Raw genomic sequence first — 22,961 nt, forward strand, 5'->3', positions numbered from 1 at the left:
TGCGCGCGCACGCCGCCTCGAAAGATTCAGTCGGCCCCACCTGGGCTTCAGGTGCGTAGATGCGTCCGCGCATGCCGAAGCACTTCGTCGACACAAATCTCGTCCACGAAGCTGGGCTGATGCTGACAGCGCACCGCGCGGTTATCGAGGCCGCAGGTCCTGCAGCGTACCTGCGCCGACACGGCCGCTCGCAACAGCCCGGGCCGCAAAGGCGCGCCGTCGACCAAATTGGTATGCCAGAAGATGCCGACTGCCCGGGTGCCGATCGCCAGCGCCAGGTGCAGCGGCCCGGTGTCGTTGGATACCACCAGGGCCGCACGTTCGATGAGGCCGCACAGGCCACCGAGGCCAAGCCTGCCCGTAAGCTCGACGCAGGGATGACGCATGCATGCCGCCACTTGCCGCACCAGTGCGGCTTCCCCATCCGTTCCGTTGACGGCGACCAGCATGCCCTCGGCAGCGAGCGCATCACCGACGGTGGCGAAGCGCTCCGGCGCCCAGCAGCGCCGCGGATCGGACGAGCCTGGCTGGAGCAGTACCAGTGGCCGGCCGCTATCCGGCGGCAGCAGCTGCGCCGCGGCTGTACGGTCGGCCGGCGTAAGCTCCAGTTCGCATGGAAGCCAGGGCAGCGTGCCGCCAACCAGTGCGGCGATTTCCAGCAGCGCCAGCCGCCGGTTCGCCGGTTCGACATGGGGCACCCAGCGATCCAGCGGTGCGGCACCGTCTGCGCGCGCGCCGATTGTCAGGCGCGCGCCGAGGCGCCTGGCGAAAGGATTCGAGTGGCTCCCGCCGCCATACATCTGGGCCAATATGTCGAAACCTTCATCCCGCATGCGCGCGGTAAACCGCTCGACGGCGCCCTCGTCGGCCGGACCGTCCGGCGGCGTACCCACGCCTGGAACCGGCGGCATGACCACCACCCGGTCCACCGGTCCGGGCCGCCCTGCGAGGAAGTCGGCATGCCAGGCCTTGCCGAGGTAGACCAGCTCGGCTTCGGGATAGGCGTGCCTGAGCGCATGCAGGGCAGGAACGGCGAAGACGAAATCGCCCACGGCGTTCGGCCGCAGCACGGCGATTTTCCTTACCCCCTGCACGAGCGGGCGGGGCGCGCTCATGGCCTCACCTCCGTCGCTGCGGTCCGCACAGGGATTTGCCCAGTGTGCGACCGGTCGGGGTACGATGCCTGCGCCGCCGCGCCGCACGACGCACTGCCGCCATCGACCGGCAGGACCCGGGGTGCATCGACCTCGCGCTCCCTGAGCGTGGTGGGCAGTTCCATGTGGTAGGCGCCGGACGGCAGCATGCCGCAGCCACCGAAGCGCGCCATCACGCGCAACTGGGCGAGCACGTCTTCGCCGCAGTGCTCGGGCGGCAAGGCCGGCCAGAAGTCGAAACCGCCGGCGGCGCGCAGCCTGGCGGTATCGAACAGCACGCAGCCGCCCACCCAGGCTACCCGGTAAGCGCGCGGCCGATCGGGCGGTACGCCCAGACGCCGCTGCAGATGGAACAGGTTGGCGGCGCTATGCAGGTGGTGGCGTGCCCATGCGTTCCCACCCGGCAGAACGGTTTCCGGCTCCACCCGGTCTTCCCAGAAACTGACCTGCTCCTGCGCCGGCCGCTCCTGTCCCAGGTAGCTCAGGCCGTGGACCGCGCTGCCGGCAAAGCCGCAGCCCTGGCGCACCAGGAGGCCGTGAAGGCGGCTGACGAGATCCGGCTCGAGGATGACGTCGTCGTCGACGAACAGGCAGTAGGGCGCATGCGCCTGCGACAGCAGGAAGGCGCGCTGCTCCGCCATGCCGCGCCGGGGCAGGTGGCGCCAGGTCTCGACCTGCCGGCCGCGCGCCCGCAGGTAGCGCAGCACCGCTACCACCTCGGGTGCTCCCAGGGCGCTCGCCCCGACGGTCTGGTCGGACACGACGATGCGCAGCTCGGGATAATCCTGGGCGGCGATCGCGGTGAGGGTCACAGCCAGTGCCGCCGGCCGGCCGCAGGTGGGCACGAGGACGTCGATGCGCGGCGTTTCCATTCAGCCTCCCAGCTGCGCTGCGCTGCCGGCCTGCCCGTACAGGTAGGGATTGAGCGCGGGATCGTTGTACATCTTGAACTGGCGGTAGACCTTGAAGTAGGCCTGACCGGTGGCGGCATCGCGCAGCAGGGCGTCGAGGCAGGCGGCGAGGTCGTGGCGCTGGGTGATCAGGCGTTGCAGCCGGGCACTGCATGCCTGCACGTGGGCCTGTCCCGCGTCGCCCCGTTCGGTCTGCAGGCGCATGTGGTGGATCTTGAGCGACAGGATCGACAGCCGGTCGATCATGGCGCCGGGCGTTTCGCTCGACAGGCGTGCCTCGGCGCCGGGCTCGACGCCGTCCAGGCCGGCCAGCAGGGCTTCGTCGACGGCTTCGACGGCATCGTTGCGCTGCTGGTTGTAGCGGTCGATCAGGCGCTTGCTGGTGGCGATCGCGGCGGCGGGCACGTCGACCCGGCGTGCGCGGTCTTCTTCTTTCCACAGCAGACAGTTGAAGCGGTGGTTGGCGCCAATGGCCGCCCAGGCCCCGGAGGGCTCGACCGCGCCGTGCAGGCCCGGCCAGTCAGGGCGGGCGAGCTCGCCATCGTGGAATTGCGTGACCGCGGCCGCATCGACAGTACCCGGCATGGCATCTCCATTGTCAGTATCGTTGACTGATTGGAGGGATCGCCGCCGGCGAAGTTCGGCCAGGCTAGCCGCCGGTTTGGGCTGGCGCAAACGCGCTCATGGCCGGGCGAAAAAAAACGCAGACGGCGCGTGGCGCGGTCTGCGTTGGAAGCCCGGCTTGCGCCGTGCGAGGATCGGGTGCCGGCCGGGGCCGGCGAAAACAATTACTTCAGCAGCTTGGTACGGCTTGCAACGAAGGCGATGCCCAGCGACAGGACGCCGACGTAGGTGATGGCGGCCTTCATGCCGACGAAGTGGGCGACGGCGCCGATCACCGGCGGGCCCATCAGGCTACCGCTGTAAGCCATGCTGGCCACGGCTGCCAGGGCCATCGGGCCTTGGGCGCCGGCTGCGCTGAACACGAAGGGGAACAGCAGCGACAGACCGAGGCCGGCGATGGCGAAGCCCACCAGGGCGACGTAGGCGTTCGGGGCCATCACGGCGAAGAACAGGCCGCACGCCGACACCAGCGAGCCGATGGTGACCAGGCGCTGGGCGCCGAAGCGCACTTTCATCTTGTCGCCGACCATGCGCGACAGCAGCATCATCACCGAGAACGCGGACAGGGCCAGGGGCGCCAGGCCGTCCGACGCGCCGAAGTGCTCTTTCAGGAACACGCCGCTCCAGTCGGCGATGCTGCCTTCCGACATCGAGCCCAGGAAGCCCAGCAGGCCCAGCAGCGCCAGCGGACCGCGCGGCAGCGAGAACGACTTCTTCTCGACCTTCTCGACGCTGTCGTCGGCGTCCATCATGCTGAACGCAGCCCACAGCACCAGGGCCAGCGGACCGGCCAGCATCAGGAAGTGGGTGGCCGGGGCGATCTTCAGGCTGGCCATCAGGCTGCCCAGGGTGGCGCCCGCCAGGCCGCCGGCGCAGCCGAGGCCGTGCAGCATCGACAGTTCCGACTTGCCGGTCATCTTTTCACGCTTGGTGGCGGCCGAGTTGATGGCGACGTCGAAGGTGGAAGCGGTAATGCCCAGCATCAAGACCGACAGCATCAGGCGCGGCACGGTCGGCGCCATGCCGATCGACACCAGCACGGCCAGCAGGGCCATGCCCGAGAGCAGGAGCGACTTGCGTGCGCCGAAACGGCCCATCAGGAAGGACGAGATCGGGTAGGACAGGACAGCGCCCAGGCCGCCGCACAGCAGGACCATCGACAGCGCCGAGTGGGACACCTGGACGCGCTCGGCCAGCGCCGGGATGCGGCCGGCCCACGACCCCATGATCAGGCCGAACAGGACGAACAGGACAGGCAGTGCGTATTGCTGGGTTTGCGCGAGAGAAAAGGAGCGCGGAGTGGAAACAGAAACAGGGGTATGCATCGGCTTGGATTGTTAAATTTTTCGGGGGATTTTTCAGAACTGCAGCCAATCCTGATCGGCGGAATTATTTACGTCAGGAAGCTGATGGGAGGCAATTCTATACCCAAGGAAAATTTTTTGTTTGCCGTGCGGAAAAAAATTTTAGGACGTTGTTTTGTGTCGACGAAAGGATGACAACTTCATTAACGAACCATCACAAAAGCCTGCAAAAGTGAGTATGAAACGGCTAGAACGCCGCTAAATGTAAGCAAATGCTTCTGAGCGGTGATCGATACAGTCAACGCCGAACGCGTCGAAAAAGGTGATGGATAGATAACTTTATAGGGCCAAACAACGTAATCCAATAATCATTGGTGCAAATGGATCTAATGAATAACAGATAGGCGCTGCTTCTTCATTTTGATTATCTATTTCCGTTATTCAGCCGGTGAATTGTTAAATGGCTGAGCCCGGTTTTCAAATGCTACTTATAAGCAGTCATAAACAAAATCGTTGTCAGAAAAACAGAAAGCCAGCCTTGCCGGACCTGGATTGGTCCGGCAAGGCTGGCTTTTCTGCACGAAATCGGGACGGCGTCAGACGAGCTGCAGGGTCACGTCGATATTGCCGCGCGTCGCGTTCGAGTACGGGCACACGATGTGGGCGCGCTCGACCAGGGTGCGCGCTTCTTCTTCCGGCACGCCCGGCAGGCTGATCTGCAGGGTGACTTCGATGCCGAAACCGGTCGGGATCGGGCCGATGCCGACACTGCCCTGCACCGACACATCCGGCGAGATCTTCAGCTTGTCGCGGGCAGCCACGAATTTCATCGCGCCGAGGAAGCACGCCGAATAGCCGGCCGCGAACAGCTGCTCGGGATTGGTGCCCTCGCCGCCCGCGCCGCCCAGCTCCTTCGGAGTCGACAGCTTGACGTCCAGCGCATTGTCGGACGAGACGGCGCGGCCGTCGCGGCCGCCGGTGGCCTTGGCGCTTGCACGGTAGAGGACTTTTTCGATTGCCATGGTGATGCTCCTTTGCTGGTTGACGGGCCGAGACCCTGTTATGTTTTGCTCGATTAAATAGCGCGCTACTTATATGGTGCTACATGATACTGCTGTGGCAGCACCTGGATATTTCCCGATCAGCGTTGCCATGAAAGTGATAATACATAGCGCGCTATTTAATTGCAAGCGATTTTTATAGGCGGCGGTGCGGAACGCCTTCCGCCCCACGCCGGCTCAGATGCGCCGCACGGATTCGCGCACGATCAGGCTCAGCGCCGGCATGTCCGACAGAGGCTGTTCGTGGCCGAGCATGCCCAGCATCATGCGGCCGATGTTGTTGCCGACTTCGTAGAGGGGCTGGCGCACCGTGGTGAGGGGCGGCGTCGTATACATCGAGCTGTGCAGATCGTCGAAGCCGACGATCGAGATATCGTCCGGCACCCGGATGCTGCGGCGGTATAGCGCCAGCCGTGCACCGTAGGCGGTCAGGTCATTGCCCGCGAAGATCGCGGTAAAGCGCTGGTTCGAGGCCAGTAGCTGGTTCACCGCCAGCAGGCCGCCGGATTCCTGGAAGTCGCCCGGTACGATCAGCCCGCGCTCGACCTCGATCTTGTGCTTCGCCAGCGTGTCGCAATAGCCGGCCAGGCGCGCGCGTGCATCCTCGTGGTCGGCCGGGCCGGTGATCATCGCGATCCGGCGGTGCCCCTGCTCGACCAGGAACTCGACCGCTTCGCAGGCGCCGCGGTAGTTGTCCAGCCCGAAGCTCAGCACCCGCTCGCCCGCCACCTTGCGGCCGAAGGCGACGATCGGCACGCGCCGCGAGAAATCGAGGATCTGGCTGTCGCTCATGTTCCCGGTGAGGATGGCCACGCCGTCGACGCGGCGCGCGATCAAGAGTTCGACCCGCTCGGCCTCCTCGTCGGCATGCCAGTGACCGCTCATGATCAGGAGCGCGTAGCCGGAGGCCTTGACCGCATCCTCGATGCCGACCATGGCGCGGTTGAAGTAGCCGCTTTCCAGCGACTGGGTCAGCACGCCGATGGTGCGCGTACTGCCCATCTTGAGACTCTGCGCCAGCCGGTTCGGCTTGTAGTTGAGCTCCTCGATGACGCGTTCGATGGTCCGGCGCTTGTCGTCGGACACCTTGGCGGTCCCGTTCAGGAAACGCGAGACCGTGGCGGGAGACACACCAGCCGCCTGGGCAACGTGGTTCAGGGTGGTGGTACTGCTCTCGGCGATTCTCATGAGTGCATTCGGGGTGGGGTGGTTGTCATGCTGAGCTTAACATGCCATGAAAGTCTTTCATATATCCTTTCACAGCGACTTCAGAACAGGCGTTCGTTAACTTTATCGACATTTTGTTTGACAGCTGTCCCTACACAGCCATAGCATGAAATCGTTTTCATCAATGTTGAAACCGGTTTCTCAACTTCCTTGCACGCTACGACCACAGTCCTGCAAGCGAGCCTGCCATTTTTCTGAACAAACGACACGTCTCATGAACAAGCGATCCTCATTCGAATCCGAATTCGACAACGTCAACGATTTCCCTGCCGATTTCACCTGGGGCGTCGCCACCAGCGCTTTCCAGATCGAGGGTGCCTCCAGCGCAGACGGCAAGGGCCCGTCGATCTGGGACACCTTCTGCCAGGACCAGGCCAACATCAAGGACGGCAGCGACGGCACGGTCGCCTGCGACCACTACCACCGCTACCGCGAAGACGTGGCCCTGATGGCCGGCCTGGGCGTGGACGCCTACCGCTTCTCGATGGCCTGGTCGCGCGTGCAGCCGGACGGCAAGGGCGCCTGGAACGAACAGGGCTTCGATTTCTACGACCGCCTGCTCGACGCGCTGGCCGAACAGGACATCAAGGCCCACCTGACCCTCTACCACTGGGACCTGCCGCAGGGCCTGCAGGACGACGGCGGCTGGCTCAATCGCGACACTGCGCACCGCTTTGCCGACTACGCACACGAAGTGACGCGCCGCTTCGGCAAGCGCATTGACACCATCGCCACCCACAACGAACCCTGGTGCACGGCCAACCTCGGCTACGGCAACGCCCAGTTCGCACCGGGCGTGCGCGACCTGAAGCAGTCGGTCCAGGTCTCGCACCACCTGCTGCTGTCGCACGGCCTGGCGATGCGCGCCATGCGCTCCCTGCAGCCCAGCGCCAGGCTGGGCATCGTCCTGAACCAGTGGACCGCCGACCCGGCCACCGATTCGCAGGCCGACCGCGACGCCGCCGCCTTCGAATATGCGCGCTCGACCCAGTGGTTCATGGACCCGATCTTCAAGGGCTGCTACCCGGAACTGGCACTGCGCGGCTACGGCGCCAATGCGCCGACGGTGCAGGAGGGCGACTTCGACATCATCCGCCAGCCGATCGACTTCCTCGGCTGTAACTACTACTTCCGCGCCTGGTGCAGCACCGACAATCCGCCCAAGCCGATGCCGGGCGCGCTCGGCTTCACCGACATGGGCTGGGAGATCTACCCGCAGGGCCTGCCCGAGCTGCTGCTCAAGCTCAAGGCCGAGTACGACCTGCCCCCGATCTACATCACCGAGAACGGCATGGCGCACCCGGACGAGGTGGTCGGCGGCCAGGTGCACGACCAGGAACGCATCGCCTTCGTGCGCAGCCACCTGAACGCCCTGCGCGAGGCCATGCAGCAGGGTGTCGACGTCAAGGGCTACTTCCTGTGGAGCCTGTTGGATAATTTCGAGTGGAACTCCGGCTACAGCAAGCGTTTCGGCATCGTGCACGTCGACTATGCCACCCAGCAGCGCACCTTGAAGGACAGCGCGCTGTGGTACCGCGAGTTCCTGGCCGCACGGCGCCGATAGGCTGGAACACCAGCGCCGGCAGCACATAAAAATAGGAGGAGACATGTACGAATATATTGATGGGCGACGCCTGGTGGCCGACATCGGCGGCACCAACGCCCGCTTTGCGCTCGAAACGGGCCCCGGCAGGATCGAGGCCATGCTGACCCTGGCCTGCGCCGACTACCCGCGCTTCGAGGACGCCGTCCACGCTTACCTGGCGCACTGCGGGGCGCCCGTGGCCCACGCGGTGATCGCGATCGCCAATCCGGTCGACGGCGACGCCATCCGCATGACCAACCACCACTGGGCCTTCTCGATCGAGGCCGCACGCGCCGAGCTGAAACTGGCTACCCTGCTGGTGGTGAACGACTTCACGGCGCTGGCGATGGCCCTGCCCGCGCTCGGCCCGGCCGACCTGATGACGGTGGGCGGCGGCGCCGCCCGTGCGGGCAGCGCCATCGGCCTGGTGGGCGCCGGCACCGGCCTGGGCGTATCCGGATTGCTCCCCACGGACGGCCGCTGGGTGCCGCTGCACAGCGAAGGCGGCCACGTCGCCTTTTCGCCCATGGACGAGCGCGAAGTCGAGGTGCTGCGCTACTGCTGGCAGCGTTACGACCACGTGTCGGCCGAGCGCTTCGTCTCCGGTCCCGGCATCGCCCTGATCCGCGAGGCGCTCGCCGCCAGCCGCGGCGCCGAGGCGGACGCCGCGCTGTCGCCGGCCGAGATCGTGACGCGCGCCCTGGCCGGCGGCGATGCCCTGAGCCGGGAGGCGCTCGACTGCTTCTGCGGCATGCTCGGCACCGTGGCCGCCAACCTGGCGGTGACCCTGGGAGCGCAGGGCGGCATCTACATCGGCGGCGGCGTGGTGCCGCGCCTGGGCAGCTATTTCCTCGACTCGCCCTTCCGCAGCCGCTTCGAGAAGAAGGGCCGCTTCAGCGCCTTCACCGCGCAGATCCCGACTTGGGTCATCACCGCGCCCTACCCGGCCCTGACGGGCGCCGCCGGCATCCTCGCGGATCACCTGGCGCGCCATCCGGTCGCGCCGTCGCGCCGGCGCATCCGTTCCGGTGCGGCGCCGACGCCTGTCCACGCGGAGGCCGACCATGCAGCCCGCTAAGCCCGCGGCATCGCCGCTGCTGTGGGTACCCACCGGCTACTTCACGATGGCGCTCGGCTACGTGATGCTCACCAGCGTCACCGCCATCATGTTCAAGAACCTGGGCATGGACAACGGCCGCGCGGCGCAGTATTCGAGCCTGCTGATCCTGGCCTACACGATCAAGCCGCCGTTCGCGCCCTTCGTGGAGATGTACCGCACCAAGAAGTTCTTCGTGCTGTGCGCGCAAATCCTGATCGGGCTGGGCTTCGCCGGCGTCGGCCTGTCCCTGGGACTGCCCGGCTACATGGGTTTCCTGATGGTGGTCTTCTTCGCCCTGTCCTTCATCGGCGCCACCCAGGACATCGCCAGCGACGGTGTCTACGTCACCTCGCTCGACAGCCGCGCCCAGTCGCTCTATTGCGGCATCCAGAGCCTGTCCTGGAACATCGGCCCGATCGTCGCCGCGGGCGGCATGGTGTACCTGAGCGGCTACCTGCACACCAGCGTGTTCGGGCACGACCCGAAGCTGTTCGGGCCGGACTGGATCGACGCCTGGCGCATCATCTTCTTCCTGGTGGGCGGCCTGACCCTGCTGATGGCGCTGTGGCACCTGCGCTTCATGCCGCAAGGGGCGCGCGCAGCCGACACGCCCTCCAGCGTGCGGGATGCCGGCCGCATCCTGCTGGATGCCTTCGTCACCCTGTTCCAGAAGCGCGACATCTGGCGCATGATCGCCTTCGCCTTCCTGTTCCGCCTCAGTATCGGCTTCCTCGAGAAGATCGGCCCCTTCTTCATGGTCGACCCGGCCTCGAAAGGCGGCCTGGGACTATCGAATGAAATGCTGGGCCTTATTTACGGCACCTACGGCCTGGCGGCCGTGCTGCTCGGCTCCCTGCTGGGCGGCTGGTACGTGGCCAAACGCGGCCTGAAGTCGACCCTGTTCGTGCTGTGCTGCGCGGTGAACATCCCGAACGTGACCTTCCTCCTGATGAGCATCTACCTGCCCAGCAGCCTGCTCGCCATCACGCTGGGCGTCGTGATCGAGAAGTTCTTCTTCGGTTTCGGCGCGGTCGGCTTCATGATCTATCTGATGCAGCAACTCGCGCCAGGCAAGTACACCACCACCCACTACGCCTTCGGCACCGGCCTGATGGCCCTGAGCGGCATGGTGACGGGCGTGATCAGCGGCCACCTGCAGGAGATGCTGGGCTACGTCAGCTATTTCGTGTTCGTGATGGTCGCTACCATTCCGTCTTTTCTCGCCACCTGGTTCGCACCCTTCCACATTGATGACGGCAGCACGCCGGCGCCGGATGCGCAGGCGAAGGCGGTGCCGGCATGAAGCGCCTTGTCCTGCTGCTGGCCCTGTTCGCGGCCGGCAGCGTGGCGGCTGCGCAGTCCGAACTCCCACCAAGGACCAAACAAATGAGTGAACAGGGCAATGCGCTGGACATCCTGCGCCGCCAGGAACAGCTGCTGCAATTCGACAGCTTCAGCAACGACACGGCACTGGACATCGGCTTGCGCCTGGTCGAGCAGGCGCGCGCCAACAAACAGGTGGTCAGCGTCGAGATCGCGCGCAACCGCCAGGTGCTGTTCGCGCACAGCATGAGCGGCGCGCCGCCCGACCATGCGGACTGGATCCGCCGCAAGAGCAATCTCGTCAACCGCACCGGCCACAGTTCCTTCTACGTCCACACCGAGGTGGTGCAAAGGGGCGGCGACATCGACGCGATGCCCACCTTCGACGTAAAAGAGTATGCTGCACATGGCGGTTCCTTCCCGGTCGTGGTGAAGGGGACCGGCCAGGTCGGCACCATTACCGTCTCCGGCCTGCCGGGGCCAAGCGACCACCAGCTGGTGGTGGACGTGCTGAAGGACTACCTCAAGCTGAAGGAGGATATCTGATGGGTGAAACAGTAAGGTGGGGCATCCTCGGCACCGGCGGCATCGCGCGCGCCTTCGCGCTCGGGCTGAAGCACGCGCCGGGCGCGGTGCTGGCGGCGGTCGGCTCGCGTACGCTGGACAGCGCGCAGACCTTCGCACGCGAACTCGGCACCGAGCAGGCCTACGGTTCCTACGAGGAGCTGGCCGCGGCAGAGGGCGTCGACATCATCTACATCGGCACGCCGCACCCGATGCATGCCGCGAATTCCCTGCTGGCCCTTCAGGGCGGCAAGGCAGTCCTGTGCGAAAAGCCCTTCACCATGAACCGCCGCGAAGCGGCCGAGGTGGTGGCGCTGGCGCGCGCCAAGGGCTTGTTCCTGATGGAAGCGATGTGGACCCGCTTCATGCCGGCCCTGGCCGAAGTGAAGCGCATCATGGCTTCCGGCGAGATCGGCACCGTGACGCAGGTGCACGCCGACTTCGGCTTCTCGGCCACGCTCGACCCCGAGCACCGCATCAACAAACGCGAGCTGGGCGGCGGCGCCCTGCTCGACCTCGGCATCTACCCGCTGTCGATCGCCTGCGCCCTGCTGGGCAAGGTGGAAACCGTGCAGGCCCAGGCCATCATGAGCGAGACCGGTGTCGATGCGAGCACCGCCTTCACCATGAAGCATGCGAACGGCACGCTGTCGGTCTGCAGCTGCTCGATGCGCGCCCGCTCGGCTTCGGAGCTGGTCGTCTCCGGCACCGGCGGCAGCATCCGCATGCACCGCATGTTCCACCTGGCCGAGCGCATCACGGTCGATCTGCAGGACGGCTCCTCGCGCACCATCCCGACGCCCTATCTCGGCAATGGTTATACCCATGAGGCGATCGAAGCGGGACGCTGCCTGCGCGAAGGGCTGATCGAGCATCCCCTGATGACGCATGCGGACACGCTCACGCTCATGACCCTGCTGGACCAGATCCGGTCCCAGATCGGGCTGCGCTATCCTTCCGACGCATGAGGCGCGCCGGGCGGCACTGGCCGCTCGCCGATCTGCTGACGCCACATCGCGTAGTACAGCCCCTTCAACGCCACCAGCGCATCGTGCGAACCGGTTTCCACGATGCGTCCCTTCTCCAGCACGTAGATGGTGTCCGCGTGCATGACGGTGGACAGCCGGTGCGCGATCAGGATCGTGATCTGGCTGGCGCGCGCCGAGATGCTGCGCACGGTGTTGGTAATCTGCTCTTCGGTGAGCGAATCGAGCGCCGACGTTGCCTCGTCGAAGATCAGGAGGCGCGGCTCGCGCACCAGGGCGCGCGCGATCGACAGGCGCTGCTTTTCACCGCCCGACAGCTTCATGCCGCGCTCGCCGATCACGGTGTCCAGCCCTTCCGGTGACTTCGCCAGGAGGTTCAGGCACGAGGCCTGTTCCATCGCCGCCATGATCTGGGCGTCGCTGGCGTCGGGTTTCACGAACAGCAGGTTGTCGCGGATGGTGCCCGCGAACAGGTGGGTCTCCTGGGTCACGAAGCCGATCTGGCGGCGCGCCTCGTTGTAGCGCAGGTCTTCGGTCGAGGTCTCGTTGTAGTACACCTTGCCGCGCGCCGGCGTATACAACCCGACCAGCAGCTTGACCAGGGTCGACTTGCCGGAGCCCGACGGCCCCACGAAAGCGACCGTCTGGCCAAGCGCCGCGCCGAAGGAGATGTCCACCAATGAATCTTCCTGCGCGCCCTTGTGGCGAAAGCCGACGTCGGCGAAACGGATCTGCTCGAGCGGCCCGATCTCGACGAAGTCCTGCGGGCGGCGCTCGATCGGCTTGTCCATCAGGGCGCGGAAGTTCAGCAGCGAGGCCTCGACTTCGCGGTGGGCCAGGATGATGTTCCCGAGCTCCTGCAGCGGCGCGAAGATCGCCACCGAGATGAACTGCATCGCGATCAGTTCACCGGTGGAGAGCACGTCGCGGAAGATCAGCCACAGCAGCGCGAACAGGATCGCCAGCTTCAGCAGGCTGAGTGTGCTGCCCTGCAGGAAGGAGAGCAGCCGGATGCGCTTCACCTTTTCCATCTCGAGCGCGAAAATGCTGTCGGTCTGGGCACGCAGACGCCGGATCTCGGTGAAGGTCAGGCCCAGGCTCTTGATCAGCTCGATGTTGCGCAGCGACTCCGTGATGAAGCCGGAGTTGCGGTTGGTCTCGCGCACGATCGAGCGCTGCTGGGTCTTGATCTCGCGCGAGAGCAGGCCGGTGAGCCCGCCCAGCACCAGCACCCCGACCAGGAAGACCGGCACCAGCAGCCAGTGCTTGGTCACCGCATACCAGACCAGGAAGCTCACGCCGACGATCGAGGTGAAGACCGTGTTGATGAAGGTATTGATGAAGCGCTCGCTGTCGGCGCGCACTTTCTGCAGCAGCGACAGGGTCTCGCCGCTGCGCAGGTCTTCGAATTCCTGGTACTTCAGCCGCAGCACGTGGCGCAGGCCGTCGTTGAAGATGGCCACGCCGAGCTTCTGCACGGTCAGGCGCGTCACGTATTCCTGCAGCGCCTTGGCCAGGCGCGCCAGCAGCGCCACCAGCACGGCAAGGCCGAGCAGGCGCAGCACGCCCGAGACCAGTTCGTCGTCGCTCCTGTTCCCGGGATGCAGGGCATAGTCGTCGATGATCCTGCCGAAGATGATCGGGTCGACCAGGTTCAGCACCTGCGCCGCGCCGGCTAGCAGCAGGGCGAGAAAGGCCAGGCGCCAGTGCGGGCGCAGATAGCTCCAGAGGATGTGCATGACGGAATGGTAACAACTCGTCCTGCGGGGGCGCGCACGGCCTGAACTTTACCTCGCTTTACATTTCCCGCCCTGCGCCCCGCGGCCATGACGCCGTAAACAACGTGACGACATTCACGCAAGGATTGATATGCTTACGAGTATCGGCAGCGCCGCCCTGGCGCAGACCTCTGTAACACAAGCAGGAAAGACCCGGTCCGAAGAAGCTCCAGCTGCGGTCGGGCCGGCCGCCACATCCGTTTCCGCCACTGACAGCGCCGCAACGGAGGCCAGCGTCGAGACGCAGAGCACCCTCTCGAGCGCCACCGCGCGTGTCGGCGACCAGCTACAGGCGCAAGCGGACGCAGCGCGCGTGCGGCACGCCGTGGACGAGACCACGACGCCAGCCGAGGAATCGGTGGGCACCGAAGAATCGGACGGCGCCACGGAAAGCACGACAGCGGCTCCTGCCGGCGTCGCACGGGGTGCTGCACCCGCAGGTGGCAGCACTTCGGCGTCGAGCGAGACCGAATCGGCCGACTACATTGCCGAAGCGGACACGAACTCGGACAAGAAGGTCAGCGACGAGGAACGCGCCGCCTACGAGAAGAAGCTCGAGCAGCAGGCTGAGGCCAGGGCACGGTCGAAGCACCAGGCCGGGCCCACCCAGGACCGTTCGCAGGAAGTCCGTGCGGCGTATTCATCTGCCGCTGAAGCCGAACCAGCCGTGGCGGTCACGGCCTGAACCGGTCCTGTCGTGACGCACTGAGGAACACAGGCGGCGCGCACGCACGGGTACGTTGACTCAGAAGAAACGCGTTGCCGCATTCCATGTAAAAACGCTAAAGTGGACCTATTTGCCACTTCGTTGCCACATGGAGATCTGCGTGAACGACAGCACCGGCCGCGCCCTGCCGCCCAGATGCCTGCTGCCGGCGACCAGCCCGGGAGTCCGCTGCGATACCCTGCCGGCGCGCGACGAAGGCGGTGGCGATGGCTGATTCACCGGCGCGGAGCTGAGCACCATGCTGCTGCTACTGCTCCTGCTTCCGTTCGCCGCGTCCTTCATCGCAGCCTGCATGCCCGTCGGCTCGCGCGACCGCCCGGCGGCCGTCGCCGGCATCGCCACCCTGGCAGCGCTGGCGCTGGCCATCGGCCAGTTCGACCCGATCGCGGACGGCACAGTGCCGGAGGAACGCTACGGCTGGCTGCCCGCCTACGGCCTCGACATCAGCCTGCGCATGGATGGCCTGGCCTGGGTCTTTACCGTCATGGTGCTCGGCATCGGTGTGCTGGTGCTGCTGTACGCGCGCTATTACATGTCGCGCCGTGACCCGGTGGCCCGTTTCTACGCCTACATGATGGCGTTCATGGGCGCGATGCTGGGCGTGGTCCTGTCGGGGAACCTGATCCAGCTGGTGGTGTTCTGGGAGCTAACCAGCGTCACCTCCTTCCTCCTAATTGGCTACTGGCAGGAGCGCAACGATGCCCGCCGCGGCGCGCGCATGGCCTTTACCGTGACCACCATCGGCGGCCTGTGCCTGCTGGCGGGAGTGCTTCTGCTCGGCCACATCGCGGGCAGCTACGAGCTGGAAGCCGTGCTGGCCGCCGGCAACCGCATCCGCGCCCACGACTGGTACCTGCCGGCCCTGGTGCTGGTGCTGCTCGGGGCGCTGACCAAGAGCGCGCAGTTCCCCTTCCACTTCTGGCTGCCGCACGCGATGGCGGCCCCGACCCCGGTCTCCGCCTTCCTGCATTCGGCCACCATGGTCAAGGCCGGCGTGTTCCTCCTGATCCGCCTGTGGCCGGCCCTGGCCGGCACCGAGGAGTGGACCTGGATCCTCGGCAGCGCCGGCGTGGCGACCCTGCTGCTCGGCTCCTTCTTTGCCATCTTCCAGGTCGACATGAAAGGCCTGCTGGCCTATTCCACCATCAGTCACCTCGGCCTGATCGTGGTCCTGCTGAGCATCGGCACGCCGCTGTCGGTGGTGGCGGCGATCTTCCACACCATGAACCACGCGGTCTTCAAGGCCTCGCTGTTCATGGCGGTCGGCATCGTCGACCACGAAAGCGGCACGCGCGACATGCGCCAGCTGCGTGGCCTGAAGCGCGCCATGCCGCATACGGCGGCCCTGGCGATCGTGGCCAGCGCCGCGATGGCCGGCGTGCCCCTGATGAACGGCTTCCTGTCCAAGGAGATGTTCTTCGCCGAGACCATGATCGTGGGCGGCACGGAGAACTGGTGGATGTCGGTGGCGGCTGGGCTGATGGGCCTGTTCAGCGTGATCTACTCGCTGCGCTTCATCAGCGTCTTCTTCGGGCCGCTGGCGCACGACCTGCCGGAAGACCCGCACGAGCCGCCGCGCTGGATGCGGGTGCCGATCGAGTGCCTGGTCCTGCTGTGCATCGCGGTGGGCGTGCTGCCCGAGCGCGTGGTGGGCGACGTGCTGGCGGTGGCCGCGCATGCGGTGCTCGGCCCCACCATGCCCGAGTACAGCCTGGCGATCTGGCACGGCGTGAACCTGCCGCTCCTGATGAGCGTGATCGCGCTGGCGGGCGGCGTGATCGCCTACCTGGTCCTGCGCAACTGGTTCGAGCTGGCCCAGCGCGACCGGGTGCCGGTGCTGCACCGCCTGAAGGGCGCGCAGCTGTACGAGAACATCATGCTCGGCCTGGCGCAGGGCGCGGCCTGGCTGCTGCGCTGGACCGGCACCCGGCGCCTGCAGCCGCAGCTGCTGGTGCTGGTGGCGGCGATGGTGGCCGTGCCGCTGCTGCTGGCGCAGCCGGTGCGCGACTTCGCCGCGCCGCAGCTGGCCAATGCCAATCCCCTGTTCGCGCTGCTGTGGCTGATCGGCGCAGGCTGCGCCGTGGCCGCGGCCTGGAAAGCCAAGTACCACCGGCTGGCGGCGCTGGCGCTGGTCGGCGGCACCGGCCTGGCCACCAGCGCCACCTTCCTGTGGCTGTCGGCGCCGGACCTGGCGCTGACCCAGCTGATGGTCGAGACGGTGACCACGGTGCTGATCCTGCTCGGCCTGCGCTGGCTGCCGCCGCGCTTCCCGCCGAAAAACCTGGGACCGCGCATCCCGCCGAGCGCCTGGCTGCGCCGCTCGCGCGACGCCTTGGTCGCCGTCGCCGGCGGCCTCGGGCTGGCCGCGGCCAGCTACGCCGTCCTCACCTCGCCGCAGGAAGGCGCGAGTGCCGGCCTGCGCGACTTCTTCGTGCAGCGCGCCCTGCCCGAGGGCGGCGGCGCGAACGTCGTCAACGTGCTGCTGGTCGACTTCCGCGGCTTCGACACCATGGGCGAAATCACCGTGCTGTCGGCGGTGGCGCTCACGGTCTACGCACTGCTGCGGCGCTTCCGCCCGGCGCCGGAGAGCGTCGCGATCCCGGTCCAGCAGGCCAGCGACGTCGACCCGGCGGTGGGCCAGAAGCCGGGGCAGCAGGCGCGCAACGGCTACCTGATGGTGCAGGCGGTCTACCTGCGCTTCCTGCTGCCGGTGATGGGCGTCATCGCCGTCTATTTCTTCATGCGCGGGCACAACCTGCCGGGCGGCGGCTTCGTGGCCGGCCTGATCTTCGCCACCGCCCTGATCGTGCAGTACATGGTGGCCGGCACCGACTGGGTCGAGTCGCACCTGCGCCTGCGCCCGCACCGCTGGATCGGCTGGGGCCTGGCCATCGCCTGCGCCACCGGCATCGGCGCCTGGCTGCTCGGCTACCCCTTCCTGACCAGCCACACGGCCCACGTCACGCTGCCGCTGCTGGGCGAGCTGCACCTGCCCTCGGCCTTCGTGTTCGACCTCGGCGTGTTCCTGGTGGTGGTCGGCACCACCATGCTGATCCTGGTGGCGCTGGCGCACCAGTCGCTGCGCAGCCGGCGCACGCCGCCCACCGCTACCCGCGCCGCCGCACTGGCCGCCATGCCCCCGCCCAAGGAGATCCAGTAATGGAAACCGTGCTGTCGCTCGCCATCGGCATCGTGTTCGGCTCCGGCATCTGGCTGGTGCTGCGCCCGCGCAGCTTCCAGGTGCTGACCGGGCTGATGCTGATGTCGTATGCCGTCAACCTCTTCATCTTCGCGATGGGACGCCTGAGCATCGACCAGCCGCCGCTGACGCCGCCCGGCACCGTGCCCGACCCGGTGCTTCTCGCCGACCCGGTGCCGCAGGCGCTGGTGCTGACCGCCATCGTGATCGGCTTCGCCACCACCGCCCTGTACCTGGTGGTGATGATCGGCGCGCGCGGCCTGAGCGGCACCGACCACGTGGACGGGGAGGAACCCGAGGCATGACGCTCGACTGGACCGGCCACCTGGTGATCGTCCCGGTGCTGCTGCCGCTGCTGTGCGGGGCGCTGCTGGTGCCGCTGACGGAAGGGCGGCACCGGCTGAAGTTCGCGGCCGGCTACCTGTCCGTGCTCGGCCTGCTGGCCAACGCGCTGGCGCTGGTGCTGCTCACCGACAATCGCTGGCCCGGCGGCGTCCAGCCCTATTTCGCCGCCAACTGGGCCGCGCCCTTCGGCATCTCGCTGGTGGCCGACCGCTTATCAAGCCTGATGCTGGTGCTCACGGCGCTGCTGGCCCTGGCCGCCCTGCACTACGCCCAGCCGCGCTGGAGCCGCATCGGCGTGCATTTCCATTCGCTGTTCCAGTTCCTGCTCATGGGGATCAACGGCGCCTTCCTGACCCACGACCTGTTCAACCTGTTCGTGTTCTTCGAAGTGATGCTGGCGGCCTCCTACGGCCTGGTCCTGCACGGCTACAACGTGGCGCGCCTGCGCGCCAGCATGCAGTACATCGCGGTGAACCTGCTCGCGGCCCTGCTGTTCCTGATCGGGGTGGCGCTGATCTACGCCACCACCGGCACCCTCAACATGGCCGACCTGGCCGGGCGCATCCCGCACCTGGCGCCGGAGGCCCTGGGCCTGCTGGAGGCCGGGGTGGCGGTGCTGGCACTGGCCTTCCTGGCCAAGGGGGCGATGTGGCCGCTCGGCTTCTGGCTGCCGACCACCTACGACGCCGCCTCGCCGCCGGTGGCGGCGATGCTGGTCCTGATGACCAAGGTCGGCGCCTACGTGGTGCTGCGCATCTGGCTGTTGGTGTTCTCGGACAGTGCCGGCGAGGCCGCGCGCTTCGGCTACGACGCCCTGCTGTGGGGCGGCATGGCGACCATCGTGTTCGGCGCGGCGGGCATGCTGGCCACCGACGGCGTCGGACGCATGGCCGGCTATGCCGCCATCGTCTCCTCGGGCACGCTGCTGGCCGTGATCGGCTATGGCCAGCAGCCGCTGGTCGCCGCCGGCCTGTACTACTTCCTCGCCTCGACCATCGCGATCGCCGCCTTCGTGCTCCTGATCGAGCTGGTCGACCGCATCCGCACGCCCGGCGCGGCGATGCTGGCGCTGACCATGGAAGCCTATGCGGTCGAAGACATGCCCGCTGAGCCGAAAGGGCGCGGGGTGCCGGCCGCGATGGCCTTCCTGTCGCTCGCCTTTGCCACCTGCGCCCTGATGATCGCCGGCCTGCCGCCGCTGTCGGGCTTTGTCGCCAAGTTCGGGATGTTCCATGCGCTGGTCAACCCGGGGCCCGGACTGCCTCCGATCGGTGCCCGCGGCTGGGCCTTGATGGCGCTGGTGATCGCTTCCGGCCTGGTCGCCATCGTGTCGCTGATGCGCTTCGGCGTGCGTACCTTCTGGGCCGCCGAGACGATCGGCCCGCCGCGCCTGCATGCCGCAGAGGCGCTGCCGGTGGCGGCGCTGCTGCTGGTCTCGGTGCTGCTGACGGTGCAGGCGCAGCCGGTGGTCGCGTATCTGGCGCGCGCCAGCGCCGACCTGCACCAGCCCGTCTTGTACATCGAGCGCGTGCTCGGCACGGCGCCGGTGCCGGGGCCGGCGGGAGGCAGGCCATGACGCCCTGGCTGCCCTATCCCATCGTGTCGCTGTCGCTGTGCGCGCTGTGGCTGCTGCTGAACCAGACCCTGGACCCGGCCAACCTGCTGTTCGGCGCCCTGCTCGGCATCGCCGTGCCGCTGTTGACGCGCCGGCTGCAGCCCTTCGGCTACCCGCGCCTGCGCGCGCCGCTCACCTTCCTGCGCCTGATGGGCATGGCCTTCGTCGAGATCGTGCGCTCGTGCTTCAACGTGTCGCGCATCATCCTGCTGCGCGACTACCGGACCGTGAATGCCCAGTTCATCCGCGTGCCGCTCACGATCCGCGACCCCTACGGCCTGGCGATGCTGTCCTGCCTGATCAACATGACGCCGGGGACGGTGTGGGTCGAGATCCTGCCGGAGACATACGAACTGTCGCTGCACGTGTTCGACCTGCACGACCAGCAGTGGTGGATCGACACCATCAAGGGGCGCTACGAGCGCCCGCTGATCGAGATCTTTGAATCGGAGACGAATGATGCAAACCCTGCTTGAACTGGCGATCGGCTACGCCCTGGTGTGCGTGCTGGTGGCGATGGGGCTGTGCGCGCTGCGGCTGCTGGTGGGCCCGTCGGCGCACGACCGTGTGCTGGCCCTGGACACGCTGTGGATGTCCGGCATGCTGCTGGCCCTGGTGCTGGGCGTGCGCTTCGGCACCCAGGTGTATTTCGAGGTGGCGATCCTGATCGCGCTGGTCGGCTTCGTGTCAACCGTGGCGATGGCGAAGTTCCTGATGCGCGGGGAGATCATCGAATGAGCGGCATCGAGCACATCCCCGCCTGGGCGGCGCTGCCGGTGGCCGTGCTGCTGGTGCTGGGCGCCAGCATCGTCCTGGTCGGCGCCCTCGGGCTGCTGCGCCTGCCGACCTTCTACCAGCGCATCCATGGCCCCGCGCTCACGGTGACGCTCGGCGCCGGCTGCCTGCTGCTGGCCTCGATGGTCTACTTCACGGCGGCGCAGTCGCGCCCGGTCATCCACGAGATCATCATCGCCGTGTTCATCCTGATGACGGCGCCCGTGGTGTCGATGACGATCATGCGCGCGGCCGTGTACCGCGACCTGCGGGCGCGCAAGCATGAGGCCGGGGCCACGGCGGGCGATGTGTATGTCATTCCCGAAGAGTCCGACAAGGGTATCCCGGGTCAGTAGCGCTGCCGGCGGCATCGTCCTGCTCGATGTGCAAAGCGATTCTTGCGGGCAGTATTGCCGCCGTGCAGCCGGGGATGCATCAATGTTGATCGGGACTTTGGTTCCGCTGTCGGTTTGAGCTGAGCCCATGCCGGCGTCGGGAGCCGCGCCTACAGTGAGGTCTGGCGCTTTCCAACCTCCTGACCAAGGCTCCCATGACATCCATTCCCAGCATCAAGGCCCGCCTGCGGTGGGCCAGCCTGTTCGTGCCTGCCGCCATCGCCTTCCACGCCGGCGCCGCTCCCGCCCCGGGCGCGCCGGCAGAGGCGGCGCATTATGCGCGTCCACTCGAATACAGCGTCATCAATCTCGGCCGCGACGCCGGCTCGGCGGTCCTGAACGGGCGCGGCCAGGCCGCGTTCACCAGCGTACTGCTCGACGACCGGCAGCACGGGTTTTTCGATGGCAGGCGCATCCACGCGGTAGGGCTGGCGGGCGGATCGTACAGCTACGTCAACGCCCTGAACGACCACGGGGTCGTCGTGGGCGAACTCCAGACCGCGACTGGCGACTACCGGGCGTTCGCCTGGACATCCGCGCGCGGGCTACGCGTCCTGCCGCGCAACAACGCCGTGTCCGGTCCCGCCAGCGGCGCCGCGCTTGCCATCAACAACCGCAACCAGATCGTAGGCAGGATCCGCTCGGCGGTGGGGATCTACCCGCTTGCCGCGCGCTGGAATCCCGATGGCAGCCTTGACCACCTGGCGCCGCAGACGGCCCGGACCGCGCGCGCGGTCGCCATCAACGACAGCGGCATGGCGGTCGGCGAAGCCGAGGTCACCTGGCACGACAACCACGCCATCGTCTGGAACCCGGACGGCACGGCGATCGACCTGGGCACCTTCGGCGGCGACTTCTCGACCGCCACGCAGGTCAATGCCAGCGGCCAGGTGCTCGGCCACTACTACAAGGGCGGCAACAAGTTCGGCTTCCTGTGGAGCCGCAGATACGGCATGGTGCCGGTCGGCCCGACCACCGGCTTCGTCAACTTCACCGCGCTCAACGACGCGGGCGAGGTCGCGGGCAGCAACATGACAATCCTCGACAGCGCCCCGAGCCTGCAGCGGCCCTTCATCTGGTCGTGGCGCGCCGGCGTGCGCTCCCTGCCCATGGGCGGCGCGCCGCACGGCGAAGTACTGGCCCTGAACAACCGGCGCGAAATGGTCGGTCTCATCGACCCTACGCCCAACGACGGCGACAGCGGCAGCCGGCGCGCCACCTACTGGAACGGCGTCGCCAGCCCGATCGACCTGAACACCCGGCTCTATCGGGCGCCCGCCGGTCTGGTGCTGTACGCCGCGCGGGCGATCAACGACGGCGGCACCATCCTGGCCGACTCCAACGCCGGGCTGGTCATGCTGCGCCCGGGGCGGGAAGGAACGCCCGCGCCGGTGCTGGGCCCGATCTCCGGCGGGGCCGCCGACGGCGTGGTCGCGCTGGGCGCCACGGTCGACTTCACGGTCCCGTTCGTCGACAGCGCTGTCGCCGAGTCGCACCTGGCCTCGGCAAGCGTCGGCGACGGCTGTCCGCAACCAGTGCCCAGCCTGCGCGAGCGGCGCGGCCAGGGCGACGTCAGCGTGCGCCATACCTTCTGCCGACCGGGTTACGCCTCGCTCAAGATCAGGGTGACCGACCGGGCCGGCAATGCGACGCAGGTGGAGCGCCTGCTACTGGTTGCCGATCCGTCGGCGAAGCGCTGAGCTCCCGGTTCAGGACGCCAGGAAGTCCAGCATCAGCCGGTTCAGCTGCTCGGGGTGGATGGCCGCGAAGCCATGCGGCGCGCCCTTCACGACTTTCAGGCGGCTGCCGGCGATCATCACCTGCGAACGCTGGCCTGAGACCTCGATCGGCACGATCTTATCCGCATCGCCGTGCGCGACCAAGGTCGCGATGTCGAGCCTGGCCAGGTCGGCGCTGAAGTCCGTGCCGCCAAACGGCTTGATGCACTCCTGAGTCGCCAGTGGCGAAGCTTCCCAGGCGATCCACTCACTGAAGGCGACCAGCTCCTGGCCATCCTTGCGGCCCTTGTCAGGTTGTAGAAGTTGTAGAAGAAGTCGCGTCGGAAGGCGATGCGGTCCTTGCGCACGGCCTCGATCATGCCGTCGAACACGGACTGGTCGACACCTTCCGGGTTGTCGTCGGTCTTGAGCAGGAAGGGCGGTCGTAGGCGATGGCGCGGTAGCCGGCTTCGGCCAGGGCGGTGATCTGCGATTCCCACATACGGTGGCTCAGCGGCCAGCCGTGGATCAGCACGACGGGCTTACCCTAGCCCTGTTCGTAGTAGTACAGC

The 22,961-nt window shown here is 67.0% G+C and carries 22 protein-coding genes; 13 read left to right on the plus strand and 9 right to left on the minus strand.

What is annotated here, in order from left to right; translation table 11 throughout:
• Window positions 1-47: 47 nt before the first annotated feature.
• The 6 genes from LK539_RS12295 to LK539_RS12320 all read right to left on the minus strand — a co-directional run bounded on the left by LK539_RS12295 (window position 48) and on the right by LK539_RS12320 (window position 6,242).
• Complete coding sequence (locus LK539_RS12295; RefSeq protein ID WP_227801213.1) at window positions 48-1,115, minus strand: glycosyltransferase family 9 protein; 1,068 nt, start codon at window positions 1,113-1,115, stop codon at window positions 48-50.
• The gene (locus LK539_RS12300; RefSeq protein WP_227801214.1) at window positions 1,112-2,026 is read right to left on the minus strand and encodes a glycosyltransferase family 2 protein; all 915 of its coding nucleotides are present in this window, start codon (window positions 2,024-2,026) and stop codon (window positions 1,112-1,114) included. Before LK539_RS12300 ends, LK539_RS12295 begins: the two co-directional genes overlap by 4 nt.
• Entirely contained in the window at window positions 2,027-2,650 is a 624-nt protein-coding gene (locus LK539_RS12305; RefSeq protein ID WP_227801215.1) for a DUF4254 domain-containing protein, read from the minus strand.
• Between the two features lie 203 nt (window positions 2,651-2,853).
• On the minus strand, window positions 2,854-4,014 hold the full coding sequence (locus tag LK539_RS12310) for an MFS transporter (protein ID WP_227801216.1): 1,161 nt from the start codon (window positions 4,012-4,014) through the stop codon (window positions 2,854-2,856).
• A 575-nt stretch (window positions 4,015-4,589) separates the two neighbouring features.
• Window positions 4,590-5,015 (minus strand): organic hydroperoxide resistance protein, encoded by a 426-nt coding sequence (locus LK539_RS12315; protein WP_227801217.1) that lies wholly within the window; start codon window positions 5,013-5,015, stop codon window positions 4,590-4,592.
• A gap of 216 nt (window positions 5,016-5,231) precedes the next feature.
• The gene (locus tag LK539_RS12320; protein WP_227801218.1) at window positions 5,232-6,242 is read right to left on the minus strand and encodes a LacI family DNA-binding transcriptional regulator; all 1,011 of its coding nucleotides are present in this window, start codon (window positions 6,240-6,242) and stop codon (window positions 5,232-5,234) included.
• 253 nt (window positions 6,243-6,495) lie between these two features.
• Between LK539_RS12320 and LK539_RS12325 the strand changes: the two genes are divergently transcribed.
• The 5 genes from LK539_RS12325 to LK539_RS12345 are packed head-to-tail and all read left to right on the plus strand — an operon-like array spanning window position 6,496 to window position 11,820.
• The gene (locus LK539_RS12325) at window positions 6,496-7,845 is read left to right on the plus strand and encodes a GH1 family beta-glucosidase (RefSeq protein ID WP_227801219.1); all 1,350 of its coding nucleotides are present in this window, start codon (window positions 6,496-6,498) and stop codon (window positions 7,843-7,845) included.
• Between the two features lie 43 nt (window positions 7,846-7,888).
• Window positions 7,889-8,944: a glucokinase gene (locus tag LK539_RS12330; RefSeq protein WP_227801220.1), complete on the plus strand. Its 1,056-nt coding sequence runs from the start codon at window positions 7,889-7,891 to the stop codon at window positions 8,942-8,944.
• Entirely contained in the window at window positions 8,931-10,268 is a 1,338-nt protein-coding gene (locus LK539_RS12335; protein WP_227801221.1) for an MFS transporter, read from the plus strand. The genes LK539_RS12330 and LK539_RS12335 overlap by 14 nt, the downstream gene beginning before the upstream one ends.
• Window positions 10,265-10,834, plus strand: a complete 570-nt coding sequence (locus LK539_RS12340; protein ID WP_227801222.1) for a heme-degrading domain-containing protein — start codon at window positions 10,265-10,267, stop codon at window positions 10,832-10,834. The genes LK539_RS12335 and LK539_RS12340 overlap by 4 nt, the downstream gene beginning before the upstream one ends.
• Window positions 10,834-11,820, plus strand: coding sequence for a Gfo/Idh/MocA family protein (locus LK539_RS12345; protein ID WP_227801223.1), 987 nt, complete (start codon window positions 10,834-10,836; stop codon window positions 11,818-11,820). Before LK539_RS12340 ends, LK539_RS12345 begins: the two co-directional genes overlap by 1 nt.
• Here the strand turns inward: LK539_RS12345 and LK539_RS12350 are convergent.
• Window positions 11,802-13,577: an ABC transporter ATP-binding protein gene (locus LK539_RS12350; RefSeq protein ID WP_227801224.1), complete on the minus strand. Its 1,776-nt coding sequence runs from the start codon at window positions 13,575-13,577 to the stop codon at window positions 11,802-11,804. The two genes, LK539_RS12345 and LK539_RS12350, sit on opposite strands and share 19 nt — an antisense overlap.
• A gap of 130 nt (window positions 13,578-13,707) precedes the next feature.
• Here LK539_RS12350 and LK539_RS12355 point away from each other — a divergent pair, with 130 nt between their 5' ends.
• From LK539_RS12355 to LK539_RS12390, 8 genes are all read left to right on the plus strand, one after another.
• Window positions 13,708-14,301 (plus strand): hypothetical protein, encoded by a 594-nt coding sequence (locus LK539_RS12355; RefSeq protein ID WP_227801225.1) that lies wholly within the window; start codon window positions 13,708-13,710, stop codon window positions 14,299-14,301.
• Window positions 14,302-14,581: 280 nt separating this feature from the next.
• Window positions 14,582-17,503, plus strand: a complete 2,922-nt coding sequence (locus LK539_RS12360; RefSeq protein WP_227801226.1) for a monovalent cation/H+ antiporter subunit A — start codon at window positions 14,582-14,584, stop codon at window positions 17,501-17,503.
• Window positions 17,503-17,847, plus strand: coding sequence for a Na+/H+ antiporter subunit C (locus LK539_RS12365; protein ID WP_227801227.1), 345 nt, complete (start codon window positions 17,503-17,505; stop codon window positions 17,845-17,847). Before LK539_RS12360 ends, LK539_RS12365 begins: the two co-directional genes overlap by 1 nt.
• Window positions 17,844-19,463, plus strand: a complete 1,620-nt coding sequence (locus tag LK539_RS12370) for a monovalent cation/H+ antiporter subunit D (RefSeq protein ID WP_227801228.1) — start codon at window positions 17,844-17,846, stop codon at window positions 19,461-19,463. The genes LK539_RS12365 and LK539_RS12370 overlap by 4 nt, the downstream gene beginning before the upstream one ends.
• Window positions 19,460-19,978 carry a Na+/H+ antiporter subunit E gene (locus LK539_RS12375; protein WP_227801229.1) on the plus strand — a complete coding sequence of 173 codons (519 nt, stop codon included), beginning with the start codon at window positions 19,460-19,462 and terminating at the stop codon, window positions 19,976-19,978. The genes LK539_RS12370 and LK539_RS12375 overlap by 4 nt, the downstream gene beginning before the upstream one ends.
• Window positions 19,962-20,240: a K+/H+ antiporter subunit F gene (locus LK539_RS12380; protein WP_227801628.1), complete on the plus strand. Its 279-nt coding sequence runs from the start codon at window positions 19,962-19,964 to the stop codon at window positions 20,238-20,240. The genes LK539_RS12375 and LK539_RS12380 overlap by 17 nt, the downstream gene beginning before the upstream one ends.
• Complete coding sequence (mnhG, locus tag LK539_RS12385) at window positions 20,237-20,632, plus strand: monovalent cation/H(+) antiporter subunit G (protein WP_227801230.1); 396 nt, start codon at window positions 20,237-20,239, stop codon at window positions 20,630-20,632. Before LK539_RS12380 ends, mnhG begins: the two co-directional genes overlap by 4 nt.
• 194 nt (window positions 20,633-20,826) lie before the next feature.
• Window positions 20,827-22,371, plus strand: a complete 1,545-nt coding sequence (locus LK539_RS12390; protein ID WP_227801231.1) for a hypothetical protein — start codon at window positions 20,827-20,829, stop codon at window positions 22,369-22,371.
• A 9-nt stretch (window positions 22,372-22,380) separates the two neighbouring features.
• On the opposite strand, the gene LK539_RS12395 is transcribed toward LK539_RS12390, so the two are convergent.
• Both LK539_RS12395 and LK539_RS12400 read right to left on the minus strand, forming a co-directional pair.
• Window positions 22,381-22,524 (minus strand): hypothetical protein, encoded by a 144-nt coding sequence (locus LK539_RS12395; protein ID WP_227801232.1) that lies wholly within the window; start codon window positions 22,522-22,524, stop codon window positions 22,381-22,383.
• Window positions 22,525-22,765: 241 nt separating this feature from the next.
• A complete protein-coding gene (locus LK539_RS12400) occupies window positions 22,766-22,891 on the minus strand; it encodes a hypothetical protein (RefSeq protein WP_229520698.1) in 126 nt (41 codons plus the stop codon).
• Between the last annotated feature and the right edge of the window lie 70 nt (window positions 22,892-22,961).

Origin of the sequence: Massilia sp. IC2-476, from assembly GCF_020707295.1 — a bacterium.
Classification (GTDB): Bacteria; Pseudomonadota; Gammaproteobacteria; order Burkholderiales; family Burkholderiaceae_D; genus Telluria.

Bases quoted from the DNA above. Each gene is read 5' to 3' on its own strand.
- LK539_RS12350 (WP_227801224.1), bottom strand. From the start codon at position 13,577: ATGCACATCCTCTGGAGCTATCTGCGCCCGCACTGGCGCCTGGCCTTT.
- LK539_RS12325 (WP_227801219.1), top strand. From the start codon at position 6,496: ATGAACAAGCGATCCTCATTCGAATCCGAATTCGACAACGTCAACGAT.
- mnhG (WP_227801230.1), top strand. From the start codon at position 20,237: ATGAGCGGCATCGAGCACATCCCCGCCTGGGCGGCGCTGCCGGTGGCC.
- LK539_RS12310 (WP_227801216.1), bottom strand. From the start codon at position 4,014: ATGCATACCCCTGTTTCTGTTTCCACTCCGCGCTCCTTTTCTCTCGCG.
- LK539_RS12390 (WP_227801231.1), top strand. From the start codon at position 20,827: ATGACATCCATTCCCAGCATCAAGGCCCGCCTGCGGTGGGCCAGCCTG.
- LK539_RS12370 (WP_227801228.1), top strand. From the start codon at position 17,844: ATGACGCTCGACTGGACCGGCCACCTGGTGATCGTCCCGGTGCTGCTG.
- LK539_RS12330 (WP_227801220.1), top strand. From the start codon at position 7,889: ATGTACGAATATATTGATGGGCGACGCCTGGTGGCCGACATCGGCGGC.
- LK539_RS12360 (WP_227801226.1), top strand. From the start codon at position 14,582: ATGCTGCTGCTACTGCTCCTGCTTCCGTTCGCCGCGTCCTTCATCGCA.
- LK539_RS12305 (WP_227801215.1), bottom strand. From the start codon at position 2,650: ATGCCGGGTACTGTCGATGCGGCCGCGGTCACGCAATTCCACGATGGC.
- LK539_RS12380 (WP_227801628.1), top strand. From the start codon at position 19,962: ATGCAAACCCTGCTTGAACTGGCGATCGGCTACGCCCTGGTGTGCGTG.
- LK539_RS12300 (WP_227801214.1), bottom strand. From the start codon at position 2,026: ATGGAAACGCCGCGCATCGACGTCCTCGTGCCCACCTGCGGCCGGCCG.
- LK539_RS12340 (WP_227801222.1), top strand. From the start codon at position 10,265: ATGAAGCGCCTTGTCCTGCTGCTGGCCCTGTTCGCGGCCGGCAGCGTG.
- LK539_RS12400 (WP_229520698.1), bottom strand. From the start codon at position 22,891: ATGTGGGAATCGCAGATCACCGCCCTGGCCGAAGCCGGCTACCGCGCC.
- LK539_RS12345 (WP_227801223.1), top strand. From the start codon at position 10,834: ATGGGTGAAACAGTAAGGTGGGGCATCCTCGGCACCGGCGGCATCGCG.
- LK539_RS12375 (WP_227801229.1), top strand. From the start codon at position 19,460: ATGACGCCCTGGCTGCCCTATCCCATCGTGTCGCTGTCGCTGTGCGCG.
- LK539_RS12320 (WP_227801218.1), bottom strand. From the start codon at position 6,242: ATGAGAATCGCCGAGAGCAGTACCACCACCCTGAACCACGTTGCCCAG.
- LK539_RS12355 (WP_227801225.1), top strand. From the start codon at position 13,708: ATGCTTACGAGTATCGGCAGCGCCGCCCTGGCGCAGACCTCTGTAACA.
- LK539_RS12365 (WP_227801227.1), top strand. From the start codon at position 17,503: ATGGAAACCGTGCTGTCGCTCGCCATCGGCATCGTGTTCGGCTCCGGC.
- LK539_RS12335 (WP_227801221.1), top strand. From the start codon at position 8,931: ATGCAGCCCGCTAAGCCCGCGGCATCGCCGCTGCTGTGGGTACCCACC.
- LK539_RS12315 (WP_227801217.1), bottom strand. From the start codon at position 5,015: ATGGCAATCGAAAAAGTCCTCTACCGTGCAAGCGCCAAGGCCACCGGC.
- LK539_RS12295 (WP_227801213.1), bottom strand. From the start codon at position 1,115: ATGAGCGCGCCCCGCCCGCTCGTGCAGGGGGTAAGGAAAATCGCCGTG.